Consider the following 19,145-nt stretch of genomic DNA (forward strand, 5'->3'; position numbering starts at 1 on the left):
GTCGTCCCCGTTACGCGAGCGCCTGGCGCACGTCCTCGAGAAGATCGTCGGCGTCCTCGATTCCGACCGACAGTCGGACGAGGTTGTCGGGCACCTCGAGCAGAGAGCCGGCGGTGGACGCGTGGGTCATCGCTCCCGGATGCTCGATCAGCGACTCGATGCCGCCGAGCGATTCGGCGAGGGTGAACACCTTCGTCCGCGCACAGAAGTCGAGCGCAGCCTCACGACCACCGGTCAGCTGAACGGAGATCATGCCGCCGAAGCGCCGCATCTGCTTGGCCGCGACCGCATGCCCCGGGTGGTCGGCCAGCCCCGGATAGAGCACCTTCTCGATCTTCGGATGCGCCGAGAAGAACTCGACGAGCTTCTCGGCGTTGTCGCAGTGCCGGTCCATTCGCACGGCGAGTGTCTTGATGCCTCGCATCGTCAGGTAGGCGTCGAAGGGCCCCGGAACTGCGCCCGCGCCGTTCTGGAGGAAGGCGATGTCGGAGTCGAGCTGCTCGTCGTTGGTGACGATCGCTCCGCCGACCACGTCCGAGTGTCCGCCGAGATACTTGGTCGTCGAATGCACGACGGCATCGGCGCCGAGCGTCAGCGGCTGCTGCAGGTACGGAGTCGCGAAGGTGTTGTCCACGACGAGCTTGGCGCCGGCCGCGTGCGCGACCTCGGCGACAGCCGCGATGTCGCCGACGTTGAGAAGCGGATTGGTGGGCGTCTCGACCCAGACGAGCTTGGTCGCGGGGGTGATCGCCGCACGGATCGCCTCGACGTCGACGACCGGCGCCACCGAGTAGGTGATACCCCACTCGGTGAATACCTTGTCGATCAGCCGGAAGGTGCCGCCGTACGCGTCGTTCGGGATCACGAGGTGGTCGCCGGGACGCAGCGTGGCGCGCAGCAGCGCGTCGGTGGCCGCCATGCCCGACGCGAACCCGCGACCGAACCGTCCGGCCTCGATGGCCGCGATATTGGCCTCCAGCACCCGTCGGGTCGGGTTGCCGGTACGCGCGTACTCGAACCCGTCGCGCATCCCGCCGACCCCGTCCTGCGCGAACGTGGAGCTCGCGTAGATCGGCACGTTCACCGCACCGGTGCGCTCATCCGGATCCCAGCCCGCGTGAATTGCCTTGGTCGAAAATCCCTGCTCGGACACTACTTCTCCTCCTGCTGACGGATGGCGATCGGGTGCGTGCTCGCGAAGGCGAGCAGGTCGTGCCGGGTGATGACGCCGACCGGCTTGCCGTCGTCCACCACCATCAACGCGTCGGAGGTGCTGAGAGCTTCCATCGCGGCCGAGACGGGCTCGCCCGCACCGATGAGCGGAAACGCCTCGCCCATGTGCGCCGACACCGGGTCGGCCAGATTGGCGCGCCCCTCGAAGACCGCGCTGAGCAGGTCCCTCTCGGACACCGCGCCTGCGACCTCGCCGGCGGTGATGGGCGGTTCGGCGCCGACAACCGGCATCTGCGAGACGCCGAACTCGCGAAGAATCTCGATCGCGTCGCGGAGCGTCTCCTGGGGATGCGTGTGCACCAGATCAGGCAGCGTGCCGCCCTTTCCTCGGAGCACATCGCCGACACGCGATTCCGTGCGCGGAGTGCCGTCGAGCGGCGTGCGCAGGAACCCGTAGCTGCTCATCCAATCGTCGTTGAAGATCTTCGACATGTAGCCGCGACCGCCGTCCGGAAGCAGCACCACGACCACGGCGTCCGGCCCCTCACGCTCGGCGATCTTCAGCGCGGCCACCACCGCCATACCGCACGAGCCGCCGACCAGCAGGCCCTCTTCACGCGCCAGCCGCCGGGTCATCTCGAACGAGTCGGCGTCGGACACCGCGACGATCTCGTCGGGGACGGTGGGGTCGTAGGCGTCCGGCCAGAAGTCCTCGCCCACGCCCTCGACGAGGTACGGACGCCCCGATCCACCCGAATAGACCGAGCCTTCGGGGTCGACGCCGACCACCTTCACGCGCCCGTCGGAGACCTCCTTGAGGTAGCGGCCGGTTCCGGTGATGGTGCCGCCGGTGCCGACGCCTGCGACGAAATGGGTCACCTTGCCCTCGGTGTCGCGCCAGATCTCCGGACCGGTGGTCTCGTAATGACTCAGCGGGCCGTTCGGATTCGCGTACTGGTTCGGCTTCCACGCTCCCGGGATCTCCCGGGTGAGGCGATCGGAGACGTTGTAGTAGCTGTCGGGGTGCTCCGGCGGGACGGCGGTCGGGCACACGACCACCTCGGCACCGTAGGCGCGCAGCACGTTGCGCTTGTCCTCGGCCACCTTGTCCGGGCAGACGAAGACGCATTTGTAACCGCGCTGCTGCGCGACCAACGCGAGACCCACACCGGTGTTGCCCGACGTCGGCTCGACGATGGTGCCACCGGGCTTGAGCTCGCCGGATTCCTCGGCCGCGTCGATCATGCGGGTGGCGATGCGGTCCTTGGAACTGCCGCCCGGGTTGAGGTACTCGACTTTGGCGGCGACCAGGCCGGACCCCGGCTGCACGACCTTGTTGAGCTTGACGAGCGGAGTGTTCCCGACCAGGTCTACAACGTGATTGGCGATGCGCATACCGTCCATGGTCCCATCTACGACCACGCCCCGCCCGATCGGGCGGTCAATGGATCGTCCGAAATGCGCAGTGACGCCCTGGAGTAACGTGGCGCACATGTCTGAAGCTGTCATCGTCTCCACCGCACGCTCCCCGATCGGCCGCGCCGGCAAGGGCTCTCTGAAGGACGTTCGTCCGGACGAGCTCGCTCGCCAGATGGTCGCCGCCGCACTCGCCAAGGTTCCCGAACTCGACGTCGCCGACATCGAGGACATCCACATGGGCATCGGTCAGCCCGGTGGCCAGGGCGCCTACAACATCGGCCGCGTGGTCGCCGTCGAGCTCGGTCTCGACCACGTCCCCGGCGTCACCGTCAACCGCTACTGCTCGTCGTCGCTGCAGACCACTCGCATGGCGTTCCACGCCATCAAGGCCGGCGAGGGCGACGTCTTCATCTCCGGCGGCGTCGAGAGCGTCTCCAGCTTCGGTGTCTCCGGCGGCGCCGACGGGGCACCCAACTCGAAGAACCCGGTCTTCGACGAGGCCATCGCTCGTACGGCCAAGGCCTCCGAGGGCGGCGCGGGAAAGTGGCACGATCCCCGCGAGGACGGGCTGCTCCCCGACGTCTACATCGCGATGGGCGAGACCGCCGAGAACGTCGCCTCGTACACCGGCATCTCCCGCGAGGATCAGGACCGCTGGGGCGTCCTGAGCCAGAACCGTGCCGAGAAGGCCATCAACGACGGCTTCTTCGCCCGCGAGATCGACCCGGTCACGCTGGCCGACGGCACCCAGGTCACCACTGACGACGGCCCGCGCGCCGGCACCACCTACGAGAAGATCTCGCAGCTCAAGCCGGTCTTCCGTCCGGACGGCACGGTGACGGCGGGCAACGCGTGCCCGCTGAACGACGGCGCCGCCGCGCTGGTCGTCATGAGCGATGACAAAGCGAAGGCGCTCGGTCTCAAGCCGCTGGCCCGCATCGTCGCGACCGCGGCCACCGCCCTGTCGCCCGAGATCATGGGGCTGGGCCCGATCGAGGCCGTGCGCAAGGTTCTCCGCGTCGCAGGCATGTCGATCTCCGACATCGATCTGTTCGAGATCAACGAGGCATTCGCCGTCCAGGTCCTGGGTTCGGCGGCCGAGCTCGGCATCGACCATGACAAGCTGAACGTCTCCGGCGGCGCGATCGCCCTGGGTCACCCGTTCGGCATGACCGGCGCCCGGATCACCACCACCCTGCTGAACAACCTCAACACCTACGACGGTCAGTTCGGCATCGAGACCATGTGCGTCGGCGGTGGCCAGGGCATGGCGATGGTGCTCGAGCGTCTCTGACGGCGAGCCCTCACACGACCGCGAACGGGCGGGTCCGGAGATCTTCTTCGGACCCGCCCGTTCTGCGTCCGCGGGGCCGCTCGCAGTTCAGCGAACGTCGACCGTCGCGAATCCCGGTGTGACGACCCCGCCCGCGGCCATCAGCGTGACGACGATCCGGCCCCGCCCGGTGTGCAGCACCGCCTGCGCCGGGTGGTCGTTGAGCCCGGCCGACATCCGTGCGGCGCCGGTCGCGCCGGTCGCCGTGTTCAGCCACCACACGCGCCCGAACGGCAGACAGCCCCACCGTTCGGAGAGGGTTCCGGTCACGGTCACCTGGCCCGCCCCGGGGCCGCTCTCGAGCCCGCAGTGGATGGGCGGCACATCGAAACTGCCGTTCGGGTTCCCGAAGGATGCCGGCTGGATCGCGAACGGCTGTACCGGCGCCGCCGAGGCGGTCCCCGCGCCCACCGTCGCCGCCACAACCGAGCCCGCGACCGCCGCCGCAAGCGTCAACCGCCGCCGTAGACCTTGTTCGATCATGTCCGACTCCCGTCGTCGCGCCTGTATCCACCGAACAACAAAGAGCCCGGTGATGCAACCGATCTCTCGGTGCACACCGGGCTCTGAGCCGACCAGCCAAGTCTATTGACTAGTCACTGTTGAAGTAGCTCAGCAGTCGCAGGATCTCGACGTAAAGCCAGACCAGGGTGACGGTCAGCCCCAGCGCCACACCCCATGCCGCCTTCGACGGCGCGCCGGCGCGGATGAGCTCGTCGGCCTGGTCGAAATCGAGCAGGAACGAGAAAGCCGCGAGGGCGATGCAGACCAGCGAGAAGATGATCGCGATCGGTCCGCCGCTCCGCAGGCCGCTGTCGACGCCGAACAGTCCGAGGACCAGGTTGCCGAGCATCAGGACGAGCACACCGACCATGCCCGCCATCAGCATGCGGGTGAATCGGGGGGTGACGCGGATGGCGCCCACCTTGTAGACCACCAGCATGCCGACGAACACACCGAGGGTGCCGAGGACCGCCTGCCCGATCAGCGCACCGGCCGAGGTGTCATCGCTGATGACCCAGTTACCGAACACATACGAGATCGAACCGACGAACAGTCCCTCGAATGCCGAGTAGGTGAGGACGATCGCGGGGTTGTCCTGTTTGCGGCCGAAGCTCGCGATGAGGACGAGGATCAGACCGCCGATCGCACCGACAGCCATCAGCGGCGCGGCGAGCGAGGCCTGCTGCGAGATCGCGAAGTAGGCGCCGGCGGCGACGACGATCAGGACGCCGAGCGTCATTGCGGTCTTGGTGACGACGTCGTCGATCGTCATCGGGCGGGTGTCGGCCTGAGGCACGTATCCCTGGGTGTACTGGTCGGTGTACTGCTGCTGGCCGGTCGCCATCGACGCCTGGCCGGCGCCCGCCAGTCCCTGACCGAAGGAGGCGTAACCGCCCGCCTCCTTCTTATTGTCACGGACCACGCCACGCATGATCGGGTTACTGCTCTCTCGCACTGGTGCTCCTTTAGAAAGTTGTGCGCATCAGTTGACTTGGCTGATTCACGGGTTCAACGATCCTCGAGCCGATTCGGTTCCGACTTTACCTATTCTTGACCGAGGCCGTTGCACACGGCGCGCAGCGCCGACTCCGCCAGCTCGTATCCCTCACCCCACGGCAGGCCCGGCTTGGCGATCATCAGCGATGCGAGACCGTGCGCAGTGGCCCAGAGCGTGAGGACCGTCTGCACGGTGTCCGCACGTGGAATCAGTCCCTGGTCCATCATCTCTTCGACGGTGTCGGAGAAGTGCACGAACGCCGACGAGAGCAAGACCTCGTCGGTGAGCGTCGGCTCCCCCGGCGGGGTGACGCGGGCGAAGGTGATGCGGTACATCACGGCACTGTCGATGGCGAACCGGACGTAGGCCAGCCCCTGCGCCAAGCCGCGGTCGAAGAGGTCGTCGATCCCCTCCGACGCCCGCATCATCACCTCGTCGAACTGCTCGAAGAATCGGGCGCATACGGCGTCGAGCAGCGCTTCCTTGTCCTCGAAGTGCAAGTAGATCGACGGAGGCGTCACCCCGACACGGCCCGCGACCGCCCGGATGGACACCTTCTCCTCACTGCCCGACTCGATGAGCAGGTCGGTGGTGGCCGAGATGATCTCCTCGGCGAGCTGATCGCCCGATCCTCGCGGTGAGCGCGGACGGGGCGACACATGATCGTTCATGACCGCAGTTCACTCCTCCTTGAATCCGAACCGGTCGTGCAGCGCACGAAGCGGTGCCGGCGCCCACCAGTTTCCCACTCCCATGATCCGCATGAACGCGGGAACCAGAAGCATGCGGATGAACGACGCGTCCATCAACACTGCGATGGTGAGACCGACTCCGAACATTCTCATGAACGACACCTCCGACGCGGCGATCCCGGCGAAGACGATGCTCATCAGCAGGGCAGCTGCCGTGACCACGCGCCCGGTTCGGGCGATGCCGACGGCGACGGCGTGGTCGTTGGCTGCTCTGGTCCGATCGGATTTGAGCCACTCCTCCCTGATTCTGCCGAGCAGGAACACCTCGTAGTCCATCGAGAGCCCGAAGGCGATGCAGAACATCAGCACGGGCATCGTCGCCACCAGGTAGCCTGTCGACGTGGTGCCGAGGCCCCCGAGGTGACCGTCCTGGAAGATCCAGACCATCGCGCCGAACGTGGCCGACAGCGACAGCACGTTCAGGACGACGGCCTTGAGCGGTAGCACCACGCTCCCGCTGAACAGGAACAGCAGGACATACGTGAGCACGGCGATCACACCGAGCACCCACGGCAGATAGGTGAGCAACGCCGCGACCACATCGTGGTTGAGTGCGGCGAGGCCGGTCACCTGGACCACTGAACCCTGCGGGGCCGGGACCGCGCGCAGCGCCGACACCCGATCCTGCCCTGCCTCGCTCAGCGGATCGACGTCGCTCGACGCCGTCACCACCGAGTACTCGCCCGACCTGGCCGAGGGGTCGCCGGGCGCCACCTGACGTCCTTCCAGGAATACGCCGACCGGAGCGGTGACGGCGCCGACCCCGGTGACTCTCGACAGTGCCGCCGCGTAGTCCGACATCGCGTGGTCGGAGACCGCCCCCTCGACCACCACGGTCGCCGTGCCGCCCGAGTCCTGGTCGTACTCGTCCCGGATCTCCTGCTGCACCGAGTGTGCGGTGGCCGTCGACGGCAGCACGCGGTCGTCGGGGAAGCCGAACTTGATGCCGAGGAAGGGTGCTCCGAGGAGCAGCAGCACTGCGGGAACGATGATCGCGACGGGGACGGCGCGTCGCAGCACCACCGTCGCCATGCGGTACCAGCCCGTCTGCTCGATCGGCTTCGGTTCCGGCTCGGGACGGCCGCGCCGCCGCCGGATCCACGCCCGGACGTCGAGCGCGTCGACACGATCGTCGAGAACCACCAACAGTGCGGGCGTGATGATCAGGGCCGCGGCCACCGCCACGACCACCACACCGACGCCCGCATAGGCGAACGAACGGAGGAAGTACATCGGGAAGATCGCCAGCGCCGCGAGCGACAGTCCGACCGTGATGCCGGAGAAGAAGACCGTGCGCCCGGCGGTGTCCATCGTGCGGAGCACGGCGTCGCGACGGCCCAACCCGCGATCGACCTCCTCGCGGTATCGGGTGACGATCAATAGGGTGTAGTCGATCGCCAGCGCCAGCCCCATCGCGGTGGTGAGGTTGAGCGCGAAGATCGACACGTCGGCGAATCCAGCAATGACCCGCAGTAACGCCATCGTTCCGGCGATCGCCGCCACGCCGACCAGGATCGGCAGTGCCGCGGCCACCGCCCCGCCGAACACCACGATCAGGAGCAGGAAGCTGATCGGGATCGCGATGGCCTCCGCCACCGCGAGATCCTTCGACGTCTGCTGATTCACCTGGCTGTACATCAACCCCTGGCCGCCGACCTTCACCTCGAAGCCGTCGATTTTCCCGGTGAGCCGATCGGACAGTTCGGCCGCGTGCTTCGGAGCCAGTTCGTCACCGCCGTCGAGGCCCGCGATGATCTGCGTGGAGGTCTTGTCCCTGCTGAGGAGTTCTCCGGCCAGCCCCGGATTCGACCAGATCGAGAGGATGGGCTTCTGTACGTAGCCCGCCGCCTCGAGCTCACCGACGATCTTCCGGCCGACCTCCGCGGCCGCGCCGCTCGTCGCCATATCGGTACCCGCGGGCCCGTCGATCTTCACCACCACGTCGGCACCACCCCGATGGAACTCCCGATCGAGGACGTCGCGGGCCTGGGACGACTCCGCATGCGGGTCGTCGTATCCGCCGGCGAGCATCTTGTCCGCGGCACCGAGCCCGTAGAAGCCGCACAGCGCGAGCAGCACCACCGCTACTCCCAGTACCAGTCTGGGCGCGCCGACCACACGTCGTGTCAATCCAGTGAGCATCTCCGAGTCCCCTGATCGCGATCACTTATCAGCGTTAAGTTAGCAACTGGGCGTCCATTCGAGGAAGCCCCGGCTGCCGCCGAGTGATTCACCACACGTTTGAAATAGAACGTGTTTCAATCGACATATGGCGGATGCGATCGATCACGAAGGCAGCGCGCAGGTGGCACGACCGAGCGAATCCCGGCGCGATCCGGACTGGCTCCGCGAACGACTCGGTCACTGGTTGCGTCGGCAGGAGGGTCCCGATGCACGTGTCACGGCCGTGACGGTGCCGGAGTCGAACGGGATGTCGAGCGAGACGCTCCTCGCCGAAGCGTCGTGGGGAGGTCAGGAGCGGTCCCTGGTGATCCGCGTGGCGCCGCAAGCCGAGAGCGATCCGGTCTTCCCCTCCTACGACCTCGACGGGCAGTACCGGCTCATTGATCACGTCCGCACTCATTCCGACATTCCGCTGCCCCGGCTCTGGTGGTCGGAGACGGGATCGGCGGCGCTGGGCGCACCGTTCTTCGTGATGGACCGCGTGGACGGACAGGTGCCGCCGGATGTCATGCCGTACAACTTCGGCTCCTGGGTCACCGAGGCCACGCCCGAACAGCGATCGTCGATGATGTGTGCGACGGTCCGAGTCCTCGCCGAGATCCACCGCGTACCGGTGCCGGACGTGTTCATCGCGCAGCCCGCCGCCGGCGAGTCTCCGCTCGCCGCACACATCCGGCGCCTTCGCGACTTCTACCGCTGGGCCAACGCAGGCCGGGCGGGGTCGCCACTCATCGAACGCGCCTTCGCCTGGGTCGAGCAGAACAGGCCGGAGCCGGCCGAGAACGTGCTCACCTGGGGAGACGCCCGCATCGGCAACATCATGTACCGCGATTTCGAACCGGTGGCCGTTCTCGACTGGGAGATGGCCGCCCTCGGCCCGAGGGAACTCGACATCGGGTGGATGATCTTTCTCCACCGCTTCTTTCAGGACCTCGCGGAGATGGCGGGAATCGAGGGACTGCCCGACTTCCTGCGACGCGAGGACGTCGCCGCCGAATACCGGCGGCAGACCGGACACGCACCCGCCGATCTGGACTTCTACACCACGTACGCGGCCCTGATCCACGCGGTGGTGATGTTCCGAATCCAATGTCGCGCGATCCATTTCGGTCAAGCAGCCGAACCCGCTGATCCCGACGAACTGATCATGCACCGGGCGACGCTCGAAGCGATGCTGGCCGGTACCTACTGGGAACAGGTGAAATGATGCTCTCGGAGATGGACGACTACCCGATTCACCAGGTCGCCGAGGTGATCCGTCACGTCGGCACCTCCGACCGCAACTTCTACGATCGCTACTACTTCAACTGCCATCACGGCGATCCCGACGACCCGTGGCTGATCGTCGGACTCGGCGTGTATCCCAATCTCGGCGTCACCGATTGTTTCGCCGTGGTGCGGTATCGCGACGAGCACATCGTGGTGCGAGGATCACGGGCGCTGGGCGCCAACCGCAACGACCTGCGCGTGGGCCCCTTCCTCGTCGAGGTGGTGGACGGTCTGCAGAAGCTGCACGTGCGACTCGCGCCGGGTCACGGAGACCTCTCCTTCGATCTCGTCTTCGACGCCGACTCTCCTGCTGCTCTGGAGCCGCGCCACTTTCAGCGACAGCTCGAACGCGTCACCTTCGACACCATGCGATTCGTCCAGACCGGCCGATGGACCGGATCGATGACAGTGGACGGCACTCATTTCGCGGTGGAGCCGCACACCTGGCGCGGCAACCGCGACCGGTCGTGGGGTGTGCGCCCGGTCGGCGAAGCGGAGCCGCCGGGGCGACGCGCCGCCGAGACCGATGCCGCGTCGTTCTTCTGGATCTACTCGGTGATGCGGTTCGACGATTACGCGGTCACGGTGATCGTGCAGGAACTGCGCACCGGCGAGCGGGTCATGGGCGATGCGCGACGGATCTGGAACGATCCGGCGCGCGAGCCGGAATGGCTCGGCCGCGTGGAGCACGACGTCACGTTCGTCTCGGGCGGGCGCGAGCCGGCGTCGGCCATCCTGCGGTTCATCCGCCCCGGCGGCGAGGAGATCGTGGTGCGCTGCGCGCCACGGCTGGCGAACTTCATCGGATTCGGCACGGGCTACGGACTGGAACAGGACTGGCGGCACGGCATGTGGCAGGGCGAGGAGAAGGTGGAGTCGCTGCACCTGAAGGTCTCCGCACTCGACGCGACCATGAAGCTATTCTGTCCTGCCGACCATCTCGCGACCTTCGAACTGTCGGAGGGGGATCGCACCGTGCGGGGCGAGGGCTTGTTCGAGTTCTCCGTCATCGGTCCGCACGATCAGTACGGATTCACCGACTACACGGATGTGGCGCCGTAGGCGACGGCACAGACCAGATCTTGTCGAGTTGTGCACCCCACGGGTACACAACTCGACAAGATTCTCAGTCCCATGCCCTGTTGAGGACTTGGGTGAACAATTCCGCCGGCTGCGCCCCGGACACCGCGTACTTGCGGTCGAAGACGTAGAACGGCACTCCGTTGACGCCGAACTCCTGCGCCTGCCGTTCGTCGGCGCGGACCAGGTCTGCGTATCGGTGCTCGTCGGAGAGAACCTCTCGCACACTCGTCTCGTCGAAACCGGCACCGACTGCGACCCGGACGAGGCGCTCGGTGTCGCCGAACAACGGCTCGCTCTCCGCGAAATTGGCCAGGTACAGCGCGTCCAGCATCGCCTCCTGCCGATCCAGTTCCTTCGCCCAGTGAAGGAGCCGGTGCATATCGAAGGAGTTGCCGTAGTCGCGCCCGTCGGTGACGTACTCCAGCCCGGCCTCCTGCGCCGCGTCGCCGAGCCGTCGCTCGCCTTCCGCGGCCTGCTCCAGGGTGCGCCCGTACTTCTCCGCCAGATGCTGCACTACGTCGCCCGAGGTTCCCGCGGGCACCGTCGGGTCCAGTTCGAACGAGCGGTGCACCACCTGCACCTGCTCGGCGTGGTCGAACTCGGCCAACGCGTCGTTGAATCGCTTCTTTCCCAGATAGCAGAAGGGACAGTTGACGTCGGTCCAGATCTCGACCTGCATGAGCGCGCCTCCAAGAATTGATGTCGTCTCGGTCCAACACCAGCGCCGGCGTCGATGTTCCTTCGTGCCTCAGGCCCGGACACCTTCGTGCCGGACAGTGGGCGCCGGCACCGAGGCTCGGCCCGGGAGCAGCAGCGCCAGCACACCGCCCGCGACCGCCAGGCCGGTGGCCCACCAGAACGAGTAGCGGAACCCGATGGTCATGGTGGCGCCGGCGGTCAGGACGACGGCGATCACCGCCGTCCCGAATGAGCCGCCGACCTGCTGGAACGACCGCGTGACGACACTGATGTCGTTGCGTTCCGAACCGTCGGCCCCCACGAAGCCCGCCGCCATCAGCGGACTCAGCAGTGTTCCCAGCCCCAGACCGCGAACGAAGAGCGCGACCATCAGCCACACCAGATTCGTCGAGGCGTCCGCGAGCGCGAACGGGACGGTGGCCACGGCGACGATGCCGAAGCCCGCAACAGCGATCCAGCGAGCCCCGATGCGATCGGTCAGTGCACCGGCGAGGGACCGAGACATCAGGGCACCCACTCCCTGCGGAATGAGGACGAGGGCGGCCATGAGCACCGACTCGTCACGTTCGCTCTGCAGATACAACGGCAGCGCGAGCATCGCACCGAACGAGACCACGCTGAAGAAGAACAGCCCGATCGACGACGCCGACACCGCGCGCCGGGCCAGCACCCGCACGTCGACGAGCGTGGCTCCAGTGGCATTAGCGGAGCGGAACGCGAAGACGGCCAGGAGCACGACACCGGCGAGCATCGGGAGCAGGACGTCGGTTCGCATCACACCGCGGTGGGTGTTCGAGAGACCGAGGAGCACTCCGACCAGACCGGGTGCGAGCAGGCACAGGCCGATCACGTCGAGACGGGCGCGGTCGGAGTCGGGCGCACGGTCGTCCGGGATCCGGTGCGAGAGCGCCAGCGCGACCAGACAGACCGGGACGTTCACCACGAAGAGCCACTGCCAGTCGAGCCAGTGCAGGATCACGCCGCCGATCACCGGACCCAGAATCGGGCCGAGCGCGGTCGGCCAGACTCACCAGTGCCACGAGCCGGCCCATCGCGCGACCACCGCCTGCCGCCACCAGAATCGACGTCATCAGCGGGAACAACAGCCCACCGCCCTCACCGGCTCGCGCACATCCGATCACATTCACGGTAGAGCAGATGCCACCGTGGCAAGCGACGCGAGCCGGTGCGGACCTGTCACCGGTACTTGTAGAAGCCTTCGCCCGCCGCGATCCCCAGCTTGCCCTTGTCGATGTAGTTCTCCTTGAGCCAGGCGGCCAGCTGCTGGGCGTGCTCATCACCGTTGGCCATGATGTTGTACGGCGTGTTGAGACCGATCACGTCGTACATCTGGAACGGCCCGATCGGTGCTCCGGTTGCGATCCGCCAGGTGTTGTCGACGTCCTTGGGTTCGGCGTAGTCGCCCGCAGCCAGTTCGAGCGCCGCGTTGAGGAAGGGAACGAGCAGTGAGTTGAGCACATAGCCGGCCTTCTCCTTGTGGATGGGGATGGCCACCATGCCGATCTCGCCCGCGAACTCGACGATCGTGTCGAAGACAGTCGGCGAGGTCTGTGCGGTGCCCATCACCTCGGCGGTGTTGAACTGCCACACGCGGTTGGCGAAGTGCAATGCCAGGAACCGGTCCGGGCGGTCGGTGGACCCCACGATGTCGCTGGGCAGCAAGGTCGACGAGTTGGTCGCGAAGATGGTCTTCTCCGGCGCCACGGCGGACAGCTTCTGATAGATGTCGCGTTTGAGGTCGAGTACCTCGGGAACGGCTTCGATCACCAGATCGGCGTCGGCGACGGCCTCTGCCAGATCCGAGGAGTACGCCAGCTCGGCCAGGGCGGCCTCGGCCTTCCCGTCCGCGGCGCCCGGCACCTCGTTCTTGTAAGTCTCGACCAGTCCGGCGAACCGCTCCTTCGCCTTGGCGAGGGCGTCGTCGTCGATGTCGTAAGCGGTGACCTCGAACCCGCTGTAGGCCGACTGGAACGCGATCTGCGATCCCAGCACGCCCGTTCCCAGTACCACTACCTTCTTGATGTCGGACATTGTCAGTTCCTCTCATCGTGATCGGCTAAGAATCCATCGACGATCTGCCGGAGTTGTCTGCGCAGATCGGCGGGGTCGGAGGGGGCGTCGGACTCGGGGTCGTCGAGTGTCGCGGCGCTGCGCGCGACGTCGAGGTGGACCGCGGCGAAGACCGAGCGGCCGGCGGCGCGCACCGCGTCCGCGGATGTGACGACGCCCCGTCGGCGCGCCTCCGCGGCGAGCACGTCCGCCAGCGCCACCTCGGTCTGTCGAACCAGGCCGACGCCCTCTGCTCGATATCGTTCGGATCGGGTTCCGAAGACCAACTCCCGCTGGTAAGCGGCCGCGTTCTCCGGCCGCACGGCGGCGCTCCGGAGTATGGGCGCGACCACCGCGAGCAGCGCGTCGACCACGTCGTCCGACTCGGCGGAACGTTCGACGCCGGACTCCAGTGATCGACGGAACTGCTCGTTGTAGACCATCAGCAGCAGTTCGACCTTCGACGACGCGTACCGGAACAGGGTCCCGGCGGCGACGTCGGCACGTTCGGAGATCTCGCGCGTGGTGACGGCGTCGTATCCCTTCTCGGCGAACAGTTCCGTTGCCGCGCGGAAGATGCGGTCGCGCTTCTGACGCATATTGCGGTCGCGGCGCCCGCCGGCAGCCGTCTCGTTCTCGACCACCTGCCACCTCCCGCAATCGTCGATCACGCTTATTAATGAGCGTACTCCGTTTCTGCGGCAGGCGCCATGGTTGAAGTCCGGTTCCACCGGTTCGGCGGAGACCGGCAGACACCCGGCCTCCGGCGGCCTGGCATGCTTGTCACGCGCCCCCATAGCCCAACGGCAGAGGCATCGGACTTAAAATCCGCTCAGTCCGGGTTCGAATCCCGGTGGGGGCACCCCATATTCGCGGTCACATCCGCAGTGGCGGAGATCAGTACGCACACCTCCGGCCGACCGAACGACAACGTCGGCGCAGGCTGTCGCCTGCGCCGACGTCGCGTCCACGGTCCACCGCGACCGTGGTCACCGGCCGGGGGTGACTACCGGCCGGGGGCCATTGTGATGATCTTTCCGTCGGAGATCAGCGTTCCAGTTCGCACATAGGTGGAGCGGTCGTGGCGCAGCGTGCCGTTGGGCATCACGAAGAACCGCTGCATGATGCACTCGTTGCCGCGCGCCATGTCCTGGCCGAGTGTCCACAGCACCTTGCCGCTCGGCGAGAGCGTGGAGGACTCGGGCATCGGCCCGAGCGGGCTGGTGCCGGTCTGCGCATTCGGCAGCGCGCGGAGTGTGCCGTTCGAATTGATCGCGAACACGCTGATGAACGTCGACGCCAGATTCGGGACGTACATGAATCGGCCGTCGGGAGTCACGCTGGCCACATGCGGGAACAGACCCGTCGGCATCGGAGCCTGCCCGGTCGGCACCAGTCGCCCGTCACCCAGGATGTTGTAGCCGGACACGCTGTTGCCGGTCTCGTTCATGATGTACACGTGCCGGCCATTGGGCGTGATGACCGGGAAGATCGGGCCCGACTGCGTCGGCACGCGCTGCCGCACCGGGGTGAGGGTGCGGTCCGCCTTGATGTCGAAGCGGAGCAACTCGTGGCGCAGGTAGCTGCCGACGATGAGATGGCGGGTGTTCGGCGTCACCATCACCGTCGTGAGACCGTCGAGCGGCTGCCCCACCGGAACCCGCCGGCCCAACGGCCGCGCCGAGCCGTCGTCCGTCATGCGGTACGGCTGAATCGTGGCGTTGGCGACGCCCATCGTGAGATAGAAGTTCTTACTGTCCGGAGTGAACTCGAGACCGACCGGAATGTCCGGTAGCGGCGTCTCCTGCCGCAGGTGCAGTCGGCCGACGTTGTCGATGTCGTAGTTGCGCAGGACCGCGGGCACACCGGATGCGACGAGCAGATGCCTGCCGTCGGGCGACGCTGTCTTCGGCCACGAGCCCATTCCCGCGACGGGGTTGCCGCCGATCTTGCGCACCGGCCCGTGGTCGGTGACCCGGTAGCCCACGGTCGGCGAACTCAGGAAGCCGTGCGTGTACAGGTTGTACGGCTTCGACCCGGAGACGCCGCCCGACGGGGGCGGATCGGCCATCCCGCCGCATCATCGGCTCGAGCGTTCGACTAACGTCGAACGGTGTGAATGAGAACGGTCCCGTACGCTCCCCCGCACTGCGTCGCGTGACCCGCGGGTTACTGGGCCTCTTCGCGGTGCAGCACATCCCGGGCACCATCCGGCCGGCACTCGTCAAGGCCGCGATCACCGCGACGACAGTCCTGATCTGCTGTGCGCTCTTCGGCCCTGAACTCGGCATCTTCGGGATGCTCGGCGCCTTCGTCACGTTCTGGGAGACCGATCGCCCGCTGTGGCCCCGGGTGCGCAACACCCTTCTGGTCACGGCGCTGATCGTGGGATCCATGTCCTTCGGTGTGGCGATCGCGCCGCACCGCTGGGCCTTCGTTCCGGCGGCGGTACTCATCGTGGTGGTCTTCTCGATGCTGTACAACACCTTCATGCTCGGCCGGGGGCCGTCACCGGTGCTGCCGATGTACGCGGGCATCGTCGGCGCGTTCTTCGGTGTCGACCAGCACCTCGGCTGGAGTCTGGTCGGTCTCACCGCACTGGCCGGAACCATCACGGCGGCATTGCTCACCGTCCCCCTCCTGTTCGAGCCGCACGGGCCTGAGGAGCGTGCGGTGGCGCGAGCGAAGGCAGCGGTGGCCGCGTACGTCGGTCTGCCCGACGACGTCCCGGACGAGATGCGCCGCCAGATCCGGAACACCGCCTTCGCGGCGTGCGACAGCGCCCTCGTCACTCTCCGATCAGCATGGCCGGCGACCCGCAACGCACGGCACCACGAACTCGCGGACACACCGTACGAGGCGCAGTCAGCGTTGTACTCACAGATGCTGACCCGTCTCGGGGAGGACCCGACGCCGCGCGACGACGTCCCCCGCGCCGCGCTCGTCGAACGCAGGCCCGCCACTGCGTACCTCGCCTCCCACGCGTTGCACTGGACCTCGGTGGAGTGGTTCACGTCATGGCGAATGGGCTTCGTCGCCGCCCTCGGCGGACTGGTAGCGCTCAGCACCGGCGCCGGACACCCGTACTGGGCGATCCTCACCGGCGTCATCATCCTGAACCAGTGGTCCCACCGCGCGACGTCGATCCGGCGAGCCGGTCAACGCACCGTCGGGACGCTGATCGGCGTCGGTGCGACGTACCTGCTCTCGCTGCTGCACCCGAACGAGTGGTGGTCGATCGTGATCGTTCTGGCGTGCATGACCGGCATGTACGCGCTGCTCGCGCTGAACTACGCGATCGCCCTCATCTTCATCACGCCGATGGCACTGGTGATGGTCGAGTCGGTCACCGGTGCCGGAGCCGAACTCGTGTCCGCCGACCGCTTCCTCGACACCATCGTCGGCGCGCTCGCCGCGCTCGCCGTCACCTGGCTCACCTCGTACCGGTTCCCGAGGAAGCTCGCTCTGACCCAGTCGCGGCGAACCGCCCGAGCCATCGACGCCGTCGACGCCGTCAACCGTGCCGGCCGGGCCTTCGAGCCCGACGGCCATCGCGCGCGCGTGGCTCTCCACTACGAGCTGTCTCAGCAGCTCGCCGTCGTCGAACGAGCGGTCAACGACGATCCGCAGCTAGCCGATCTGCGCGCATCGGAACACGCGTTGTCCGAGCGCGGGTACCGCGCGCTCGCGCGGTCGTGGCAACCGACCGTCTGAGATTCGGCGAGCGGCGTCGGCTCCGACGCGCAAGAATGCAGAGATGAGTTCCGTACTGGCCGTCATCTCGGTGATTCTGTGGCTTGCGCGCCTCGGCATGTTCGCCGGGCTGCACATGGTTGCGAGCCCCTACAACGCGATCGAGCACGCGGTCAGCGATTACGCCGTCGGTCCCACCAAGCGACTCTCCGCCGCGATGACCTGGACCACCGCCCTGGGCTGGCTCACTCTCGCAGGCGCGGTGTGGTGGGGCCTGACCGACTGGCCCGACCGCGGTCTGACGGTCGTCCTCCTGCTGATTCTCACGGCGATCTTCACTGTGCTTCCGCTGGTCCCGACCGACGTCGAAGGCCAGACGATCACGCGTATCGGCATCGTCCACTACGTCCTGGCGATCGCCTGGTTCGCCATCGCGTACTCGCTCACCGGGAACTTCTCCCGCTGGATGACCGACGCGGTCGGCGGCAGCCTGGCGGTCGCCGGCCAGGTCCTTCACATCGTCACGCTCGTCGCCCTGATCGCGGCGATCGCGGCGTTGGTCATCACACCCCTGCGCCGCAGACTCTTCGGCACGGCCGAGCGGGTCTTCCTGGTCGCCGTCACGCTGTTCTACCTTCTGGTCGCGATCGCCCTGTTGGGTGCGTGACTGGGCCGGTTCCGGCCGCGGGTCTCGTCGGCGCTACTCGCGCAGTGCGCCGGCCACCATGTGCAGCGCCGCGGAGGTGGCGAGCCGCCGCACCGCACCGCGGTCGCCTGGGAACTTCCGCGTGACGGTGACGGTCGGGCGACCGTCGATCGCCAGGCCGAAGCACACCGTCCCGGCCGGCTTTCCGGGACGTTCTCCGCCGGGCCCGGCGATTCCGGTGGTGGAGACGGCGATGTCGGAGCGCAGGACGCGCCTCGCGCCCTCGGCCATCGCGGCGGCGACGGGTTCGCTCACCGCCCCGAGCTCGGCGATGAGGTCTTCGGGGACGCCGAGCACGCCCGACTTCACGTCGTTCGCGTACGAGACCACGCCGCCGAGCATGTAGGCCGAGGATCCCGCACGGTCGGTGAGCGCCGCCGCCACCATTCCGCCGGTGCACGACTCGGCCGTACCGATGGTGCGTGACCCGAGCAGCCGCGCGAGAACCTCGTTGATCGGCTCGCCGTCGGTCGAGAACACGCGGTCGCCGTGCCTGGTCAGGATGAGTTCTTCCAGATCCCGATACGATTGCGCGGCACTGGATTCGAAGCGGGTGACGATCTCGAGTTCGCCGCCTCGCATGCACGTGGTGATCTCGAGCTCGTCGAAGCCTTCGACCACTCCCTCGGCGCGTCGCAACGACACCGCCAGGTCCGCCTCCGACAGCCCGTACGCGAGGATCGTGTGCTGGTCGTACGAGTCGCGCCCGGCGATCGCGTCCTCGACGGCGGAGGTCGCGAGGGCTGCCGGCCACATCCCGTGCACCTCGTGCGGCGGGCCGGGCAGGACAAGGATCGCCGGAACGTCGTCGGTGGCGGCCACCGCCACACCCGGCGCGGTGCCGACAGGCGCAATCGCCTCCGCGCCCGCCGGGATCAGCGCCTGCTTGTCGATCGCCGCCACCACTGCGTCGGGGAGCACGTCGTCGTACTTGCGCCAGCCGCGGATCACCGACTCGATGGTCTGTCGCATCACCGGATCGGCGACGAGGTCGCGGCCGGTGAAATCCGCGACCGCGGCCACGGTGAGATCGTCGGCGGTGGGTCCGAGCCCGCCGGTGGTGACGATCAGATCGACGCGCTCATCGGAGAGGAATCGGAGTTGCGCGGCGAGATCGCGCGGGCGGTCGCCGCAGACGGTGATGTGCGCGACGTCGACTCCGATCTCCAGGAGTCGCTGCGAGACCCACGGACCGTTCCGGTCGGTGATTCGGCCGCTGAGGACTTCGGTGCCGGTGACGACGATTCCTGCGCGAATGCTCAC

Annotated in this window: 17 protein-coding genes and 1 tRNA gene; 6 read left to right on the top strand and 12 right to left on the bottom strand. The window is 67.3% G+C overall.

Annotated features, from left to right (window positions below; translation table 11 throughout):
• Positions 1–10: 10 nt before the first annotated feature.
• Both ACE11G_RS12950 and ACE11G_RS12955 read right to left on the bottom strand, forming a co-directional pair.
• A complete protein-coding gene (locus ACE11G_RS12950; RefSeq protein WP_006898057.1) occupies positions 11–1,153 on the bottom strand; it encodes a cystathionine gamma-synthase in 1,143 nt (380 codons plus the stop codon).
• On the bottom strand, positions 1,153–2,568 hold the full coding sequence (locus ACE11G_RS12955) for a cystathionine beta-synthase (protein ID WP_006898058.1): 1,416 nt from the start codon (positions 2,566–2,568) through the stop codon (positions 1,153–1,155). The genes ACE11G_RS12950 and ACE11G_RS12955 overlap by 1 nt, the downstream gene beginning before the upstream one ends.
• A 97-nt stretch (positions 2,569–2,665) precedes the next feature.
• Between ACE11G_RS12955 and ACE11G_RS12960 the strand changes: the two genes are divergently transcribed.
• Positions 2,666–3,886: an acetyl-CoA C-acetyltransferase gene (locus ACE11G_RS12960; protein WP_062367153.1), complete on the top strand. Its 1,221-nt coding sequence runs from the start codon at positions 2,666–2,668 to the stop codon at positions 3,884–3,886.
• An 87-nt stretch (positions 3,887–3,973) separates the two neighbouring features.
• Here the strand turns inward: ACE11G_RS12960 and ACE11G_RS12965 are convergent, their stop codons facing one another.
• The 4 genes from ACE11G_RS12965 to ACE11G_RS12980 all read right to left on the bottom strand — a co-directional run bounded on the left by ACE11G_RS12965 (position 3,974) and on the right by ACE11G_RS12980 (position 8,320).
• Positions 3,974–4,408, bottom strand: coding sequence for a hypothetical protein (locus tag ACE11G_RS12965; RefSeq protein ID WP_006898060.1), 435 nt, complete (start codon positions 4,406–4,408; stop codon positions 3,974–3,976).
• A 109-nt stretch (positions 4,409–4,517) separates the two neighbouring features.
• On the bottom strand, positions 4,518–5,384 hold the full coding sequence (locus ACE11G_RS12970; protein ID WP_006898061.1) for a Bax inhibitor-1/YccA family protein: 867 nt from the start codon (positions 5,382–5,384) through the stop codon (positions 4,518–4,520).
• Positions 5,385–5,473: 89 nt separating this feature from the next.
• Positions 5,474–6,097 (bottom strand): TetR/AcrR family transcriptional regulator, encoded by a 624-nt coding sequence (locus tag ACE11G_RS12975; protein WP_006898062.1) that lies wholly within the window; start codon positions 6,095–6,097, stop codon positions 5,474–5,476.
• A gap of 9 nt (positions 6,098–6,106) precedes the next feature.
• Positions 6,107–8,320: an MMPL family transporter gene (locus tag ACE11G_RS12980; RefSeq protein ID WP_006898063.1), complete on the bottom strand. Its 2,214-nt coding sequence runs from the start codon at positions 8,318–8,320 to the stop codon at positions 6,107–6,109.
• 127 nt (positions 8,321–8,447) lie between these two features.
• Between ACE11G_RS12980 and ACE11G_RS12985 the strand changes: the two genes are divergently transcribed.
• Positions 8,448–9,569, top strand: coding sequence for a phosphotransferase family protein (locus ACE11G_RS12985; RefSeq protein WP_375002467.1), 1,122 nt, complete (start codon positions 8,448–8,450; stop codon positions 9,567–9,569).
• The gene (locus ACE11G_RS12990) at positions 9,569–10,693 is read left to right on the top strand and encodes a hypothetical protein (protein WP_006898065.1); all 1,125 of its coding nucleotides are present in this window, start codon (positions 9,569–9,571) and stop codon (positions 10,691–10,693) included. The genes ACE11G_RS12985 and ACE11G_RS12990 overlap by 1 nt, the downstream gene beginning before the upstream one ends.
• 64 nt (positions 10,694–10,757) lie before the next feature.
• Here the strand turns inward: ACE11G_RS12990 and ACE11G_RS12995 are convergent, their stop codons facing one another.
• The 4 genes from ACE11G_RS12995 to ACE11G_RS13010 all read right to left on the bottom strand — a co-directional run bounded on the left by ACE11G_RS12995 (position 10,758) and on the right by ACE11G_RS13010 (position 14,280).
• Positions 10,758–11,393, bottom strand: a complete 636-nt coding sequence (locus ACE11G_RS12995) for a DsbA family oxidoreductase (RefSeq protein ID WP_006898066.1) — start codon at positions 11,391–11,393, stop codon at positions 10,758–10,760.
• 69 nt (positions 11,394–11,462) lie between these two features.
• The gene (locus tag ACE11G_RS13000; RefSeq protein ID WP_375002470.1) at positions 11,463–12,404 is read right to left on the bottom strand and encodes an MFS transporter; all 942 of its coding nucleotides are present in this window, start codon (positions 12,402–12,404) and stop codon (positions 11,463–11,465) included.
• Positions 12,405–12,610: 206 nt separating this feature from the next.
• On the bottom strand, positions 12,611–13,465 hold the full coding sequence (locus ACE11G_RS13005; RefSeq protein ID WP_062367159.1) for a 3-hydroxyacyl-CoA dehydrogenase: 855 nt from the start codon (positions 13,463–13,465) through the stop codon (positions 12,611–12,613).
• Between the two features lie 2 nt (positions 13,466–13,467).
• Entirely contained in the window at positions 13,468–14,280 is an 813-nt protein-coding gene (locus tag ACE11G_RS13010; RefSeq protein ID WP_375002472.1) for a TetR/AcrR family transcriptional regulator, read from the bottom strand.
• Between ACE11G_RS13010 and ACE11G_RS13015 the strand changes: the two genes are divergently transcribed.
• Positions 14,273–14,345 (top strand) — tRNA-Leu (locus ACE11G_RS13015). The genes ACE11G_RS13010 and ACE11G_RS13015 overlap by 8 nt on opposite strands.
• A gap of 144 nt (positions 14,346–14,489) precedes the next feature.
• Here the strand turns inward: ACE11G_RS13015 and ACE11G_RS13020 are convergent.
• Entirely contained in the window at positions 14,490–15,554 is a 1,065-nt protein-coding gene (locus ACE11G_RS13020) for a lactonase family protein (protein ID WP_375002474.1), read from the bottom strand.
• A 44-nt stretch (positions 15,555–15,598) separates the two neighbouring features.
• Between ACE11G_RS13020 and ACE11G_RS13025 the strand changes: the two genes are divergently transcribed.
• Positions 15,599–17,197, top strand: coding sequence for an FUSC family protein (locus ACE11G_RS13025; protein ID WP_222111287.1), 1,599 nt, complete (start codon positions 15,599–15,601; stop codon positions 17,195–17,197).
• Positions 17,198–17,240: 43 nt separating this feature from the next.
• Positions 17,241–17,843: a DUF998 domain-containing protein gene (locus ACE11G_RS13030; protein WP_222111288.1), complete on the top strand. Its 603-nt coding sequence runs from the start codon at positions 17,241–17,243 to the stop codon at positions 17,841–17,843.
• Between the two features lie 33 nt (positions 17,844–17,876).
• Here the strand turns inward: ACE11G_RS13030 and ACE11G_RS13035 are convergent, their stop codons facing one another.
• Positions 17,877–19,145 carry a competence/damage-inducible protein A gene (locus ACE11G_RS13035; protein WP_375002476.1) on the bottom strand — a complete coding sequence of 423 codons (1,269 nt, stop codon included), beginning with the start codon at positions 19,143–19,145 and terminating at the stop codon, positions 17,877–17,879.

This window comes from Gordonia sp. PS3 (assembly GCF_041950545.1).
In the GTDB taxonomy this organism is placed as follows: domain Bacteria; phylum Actinomycetota; class Actinomycetes; order Mycobacteriales; family Mycobacteriaceae; genus Gordonia; species Gordonia sihwensis.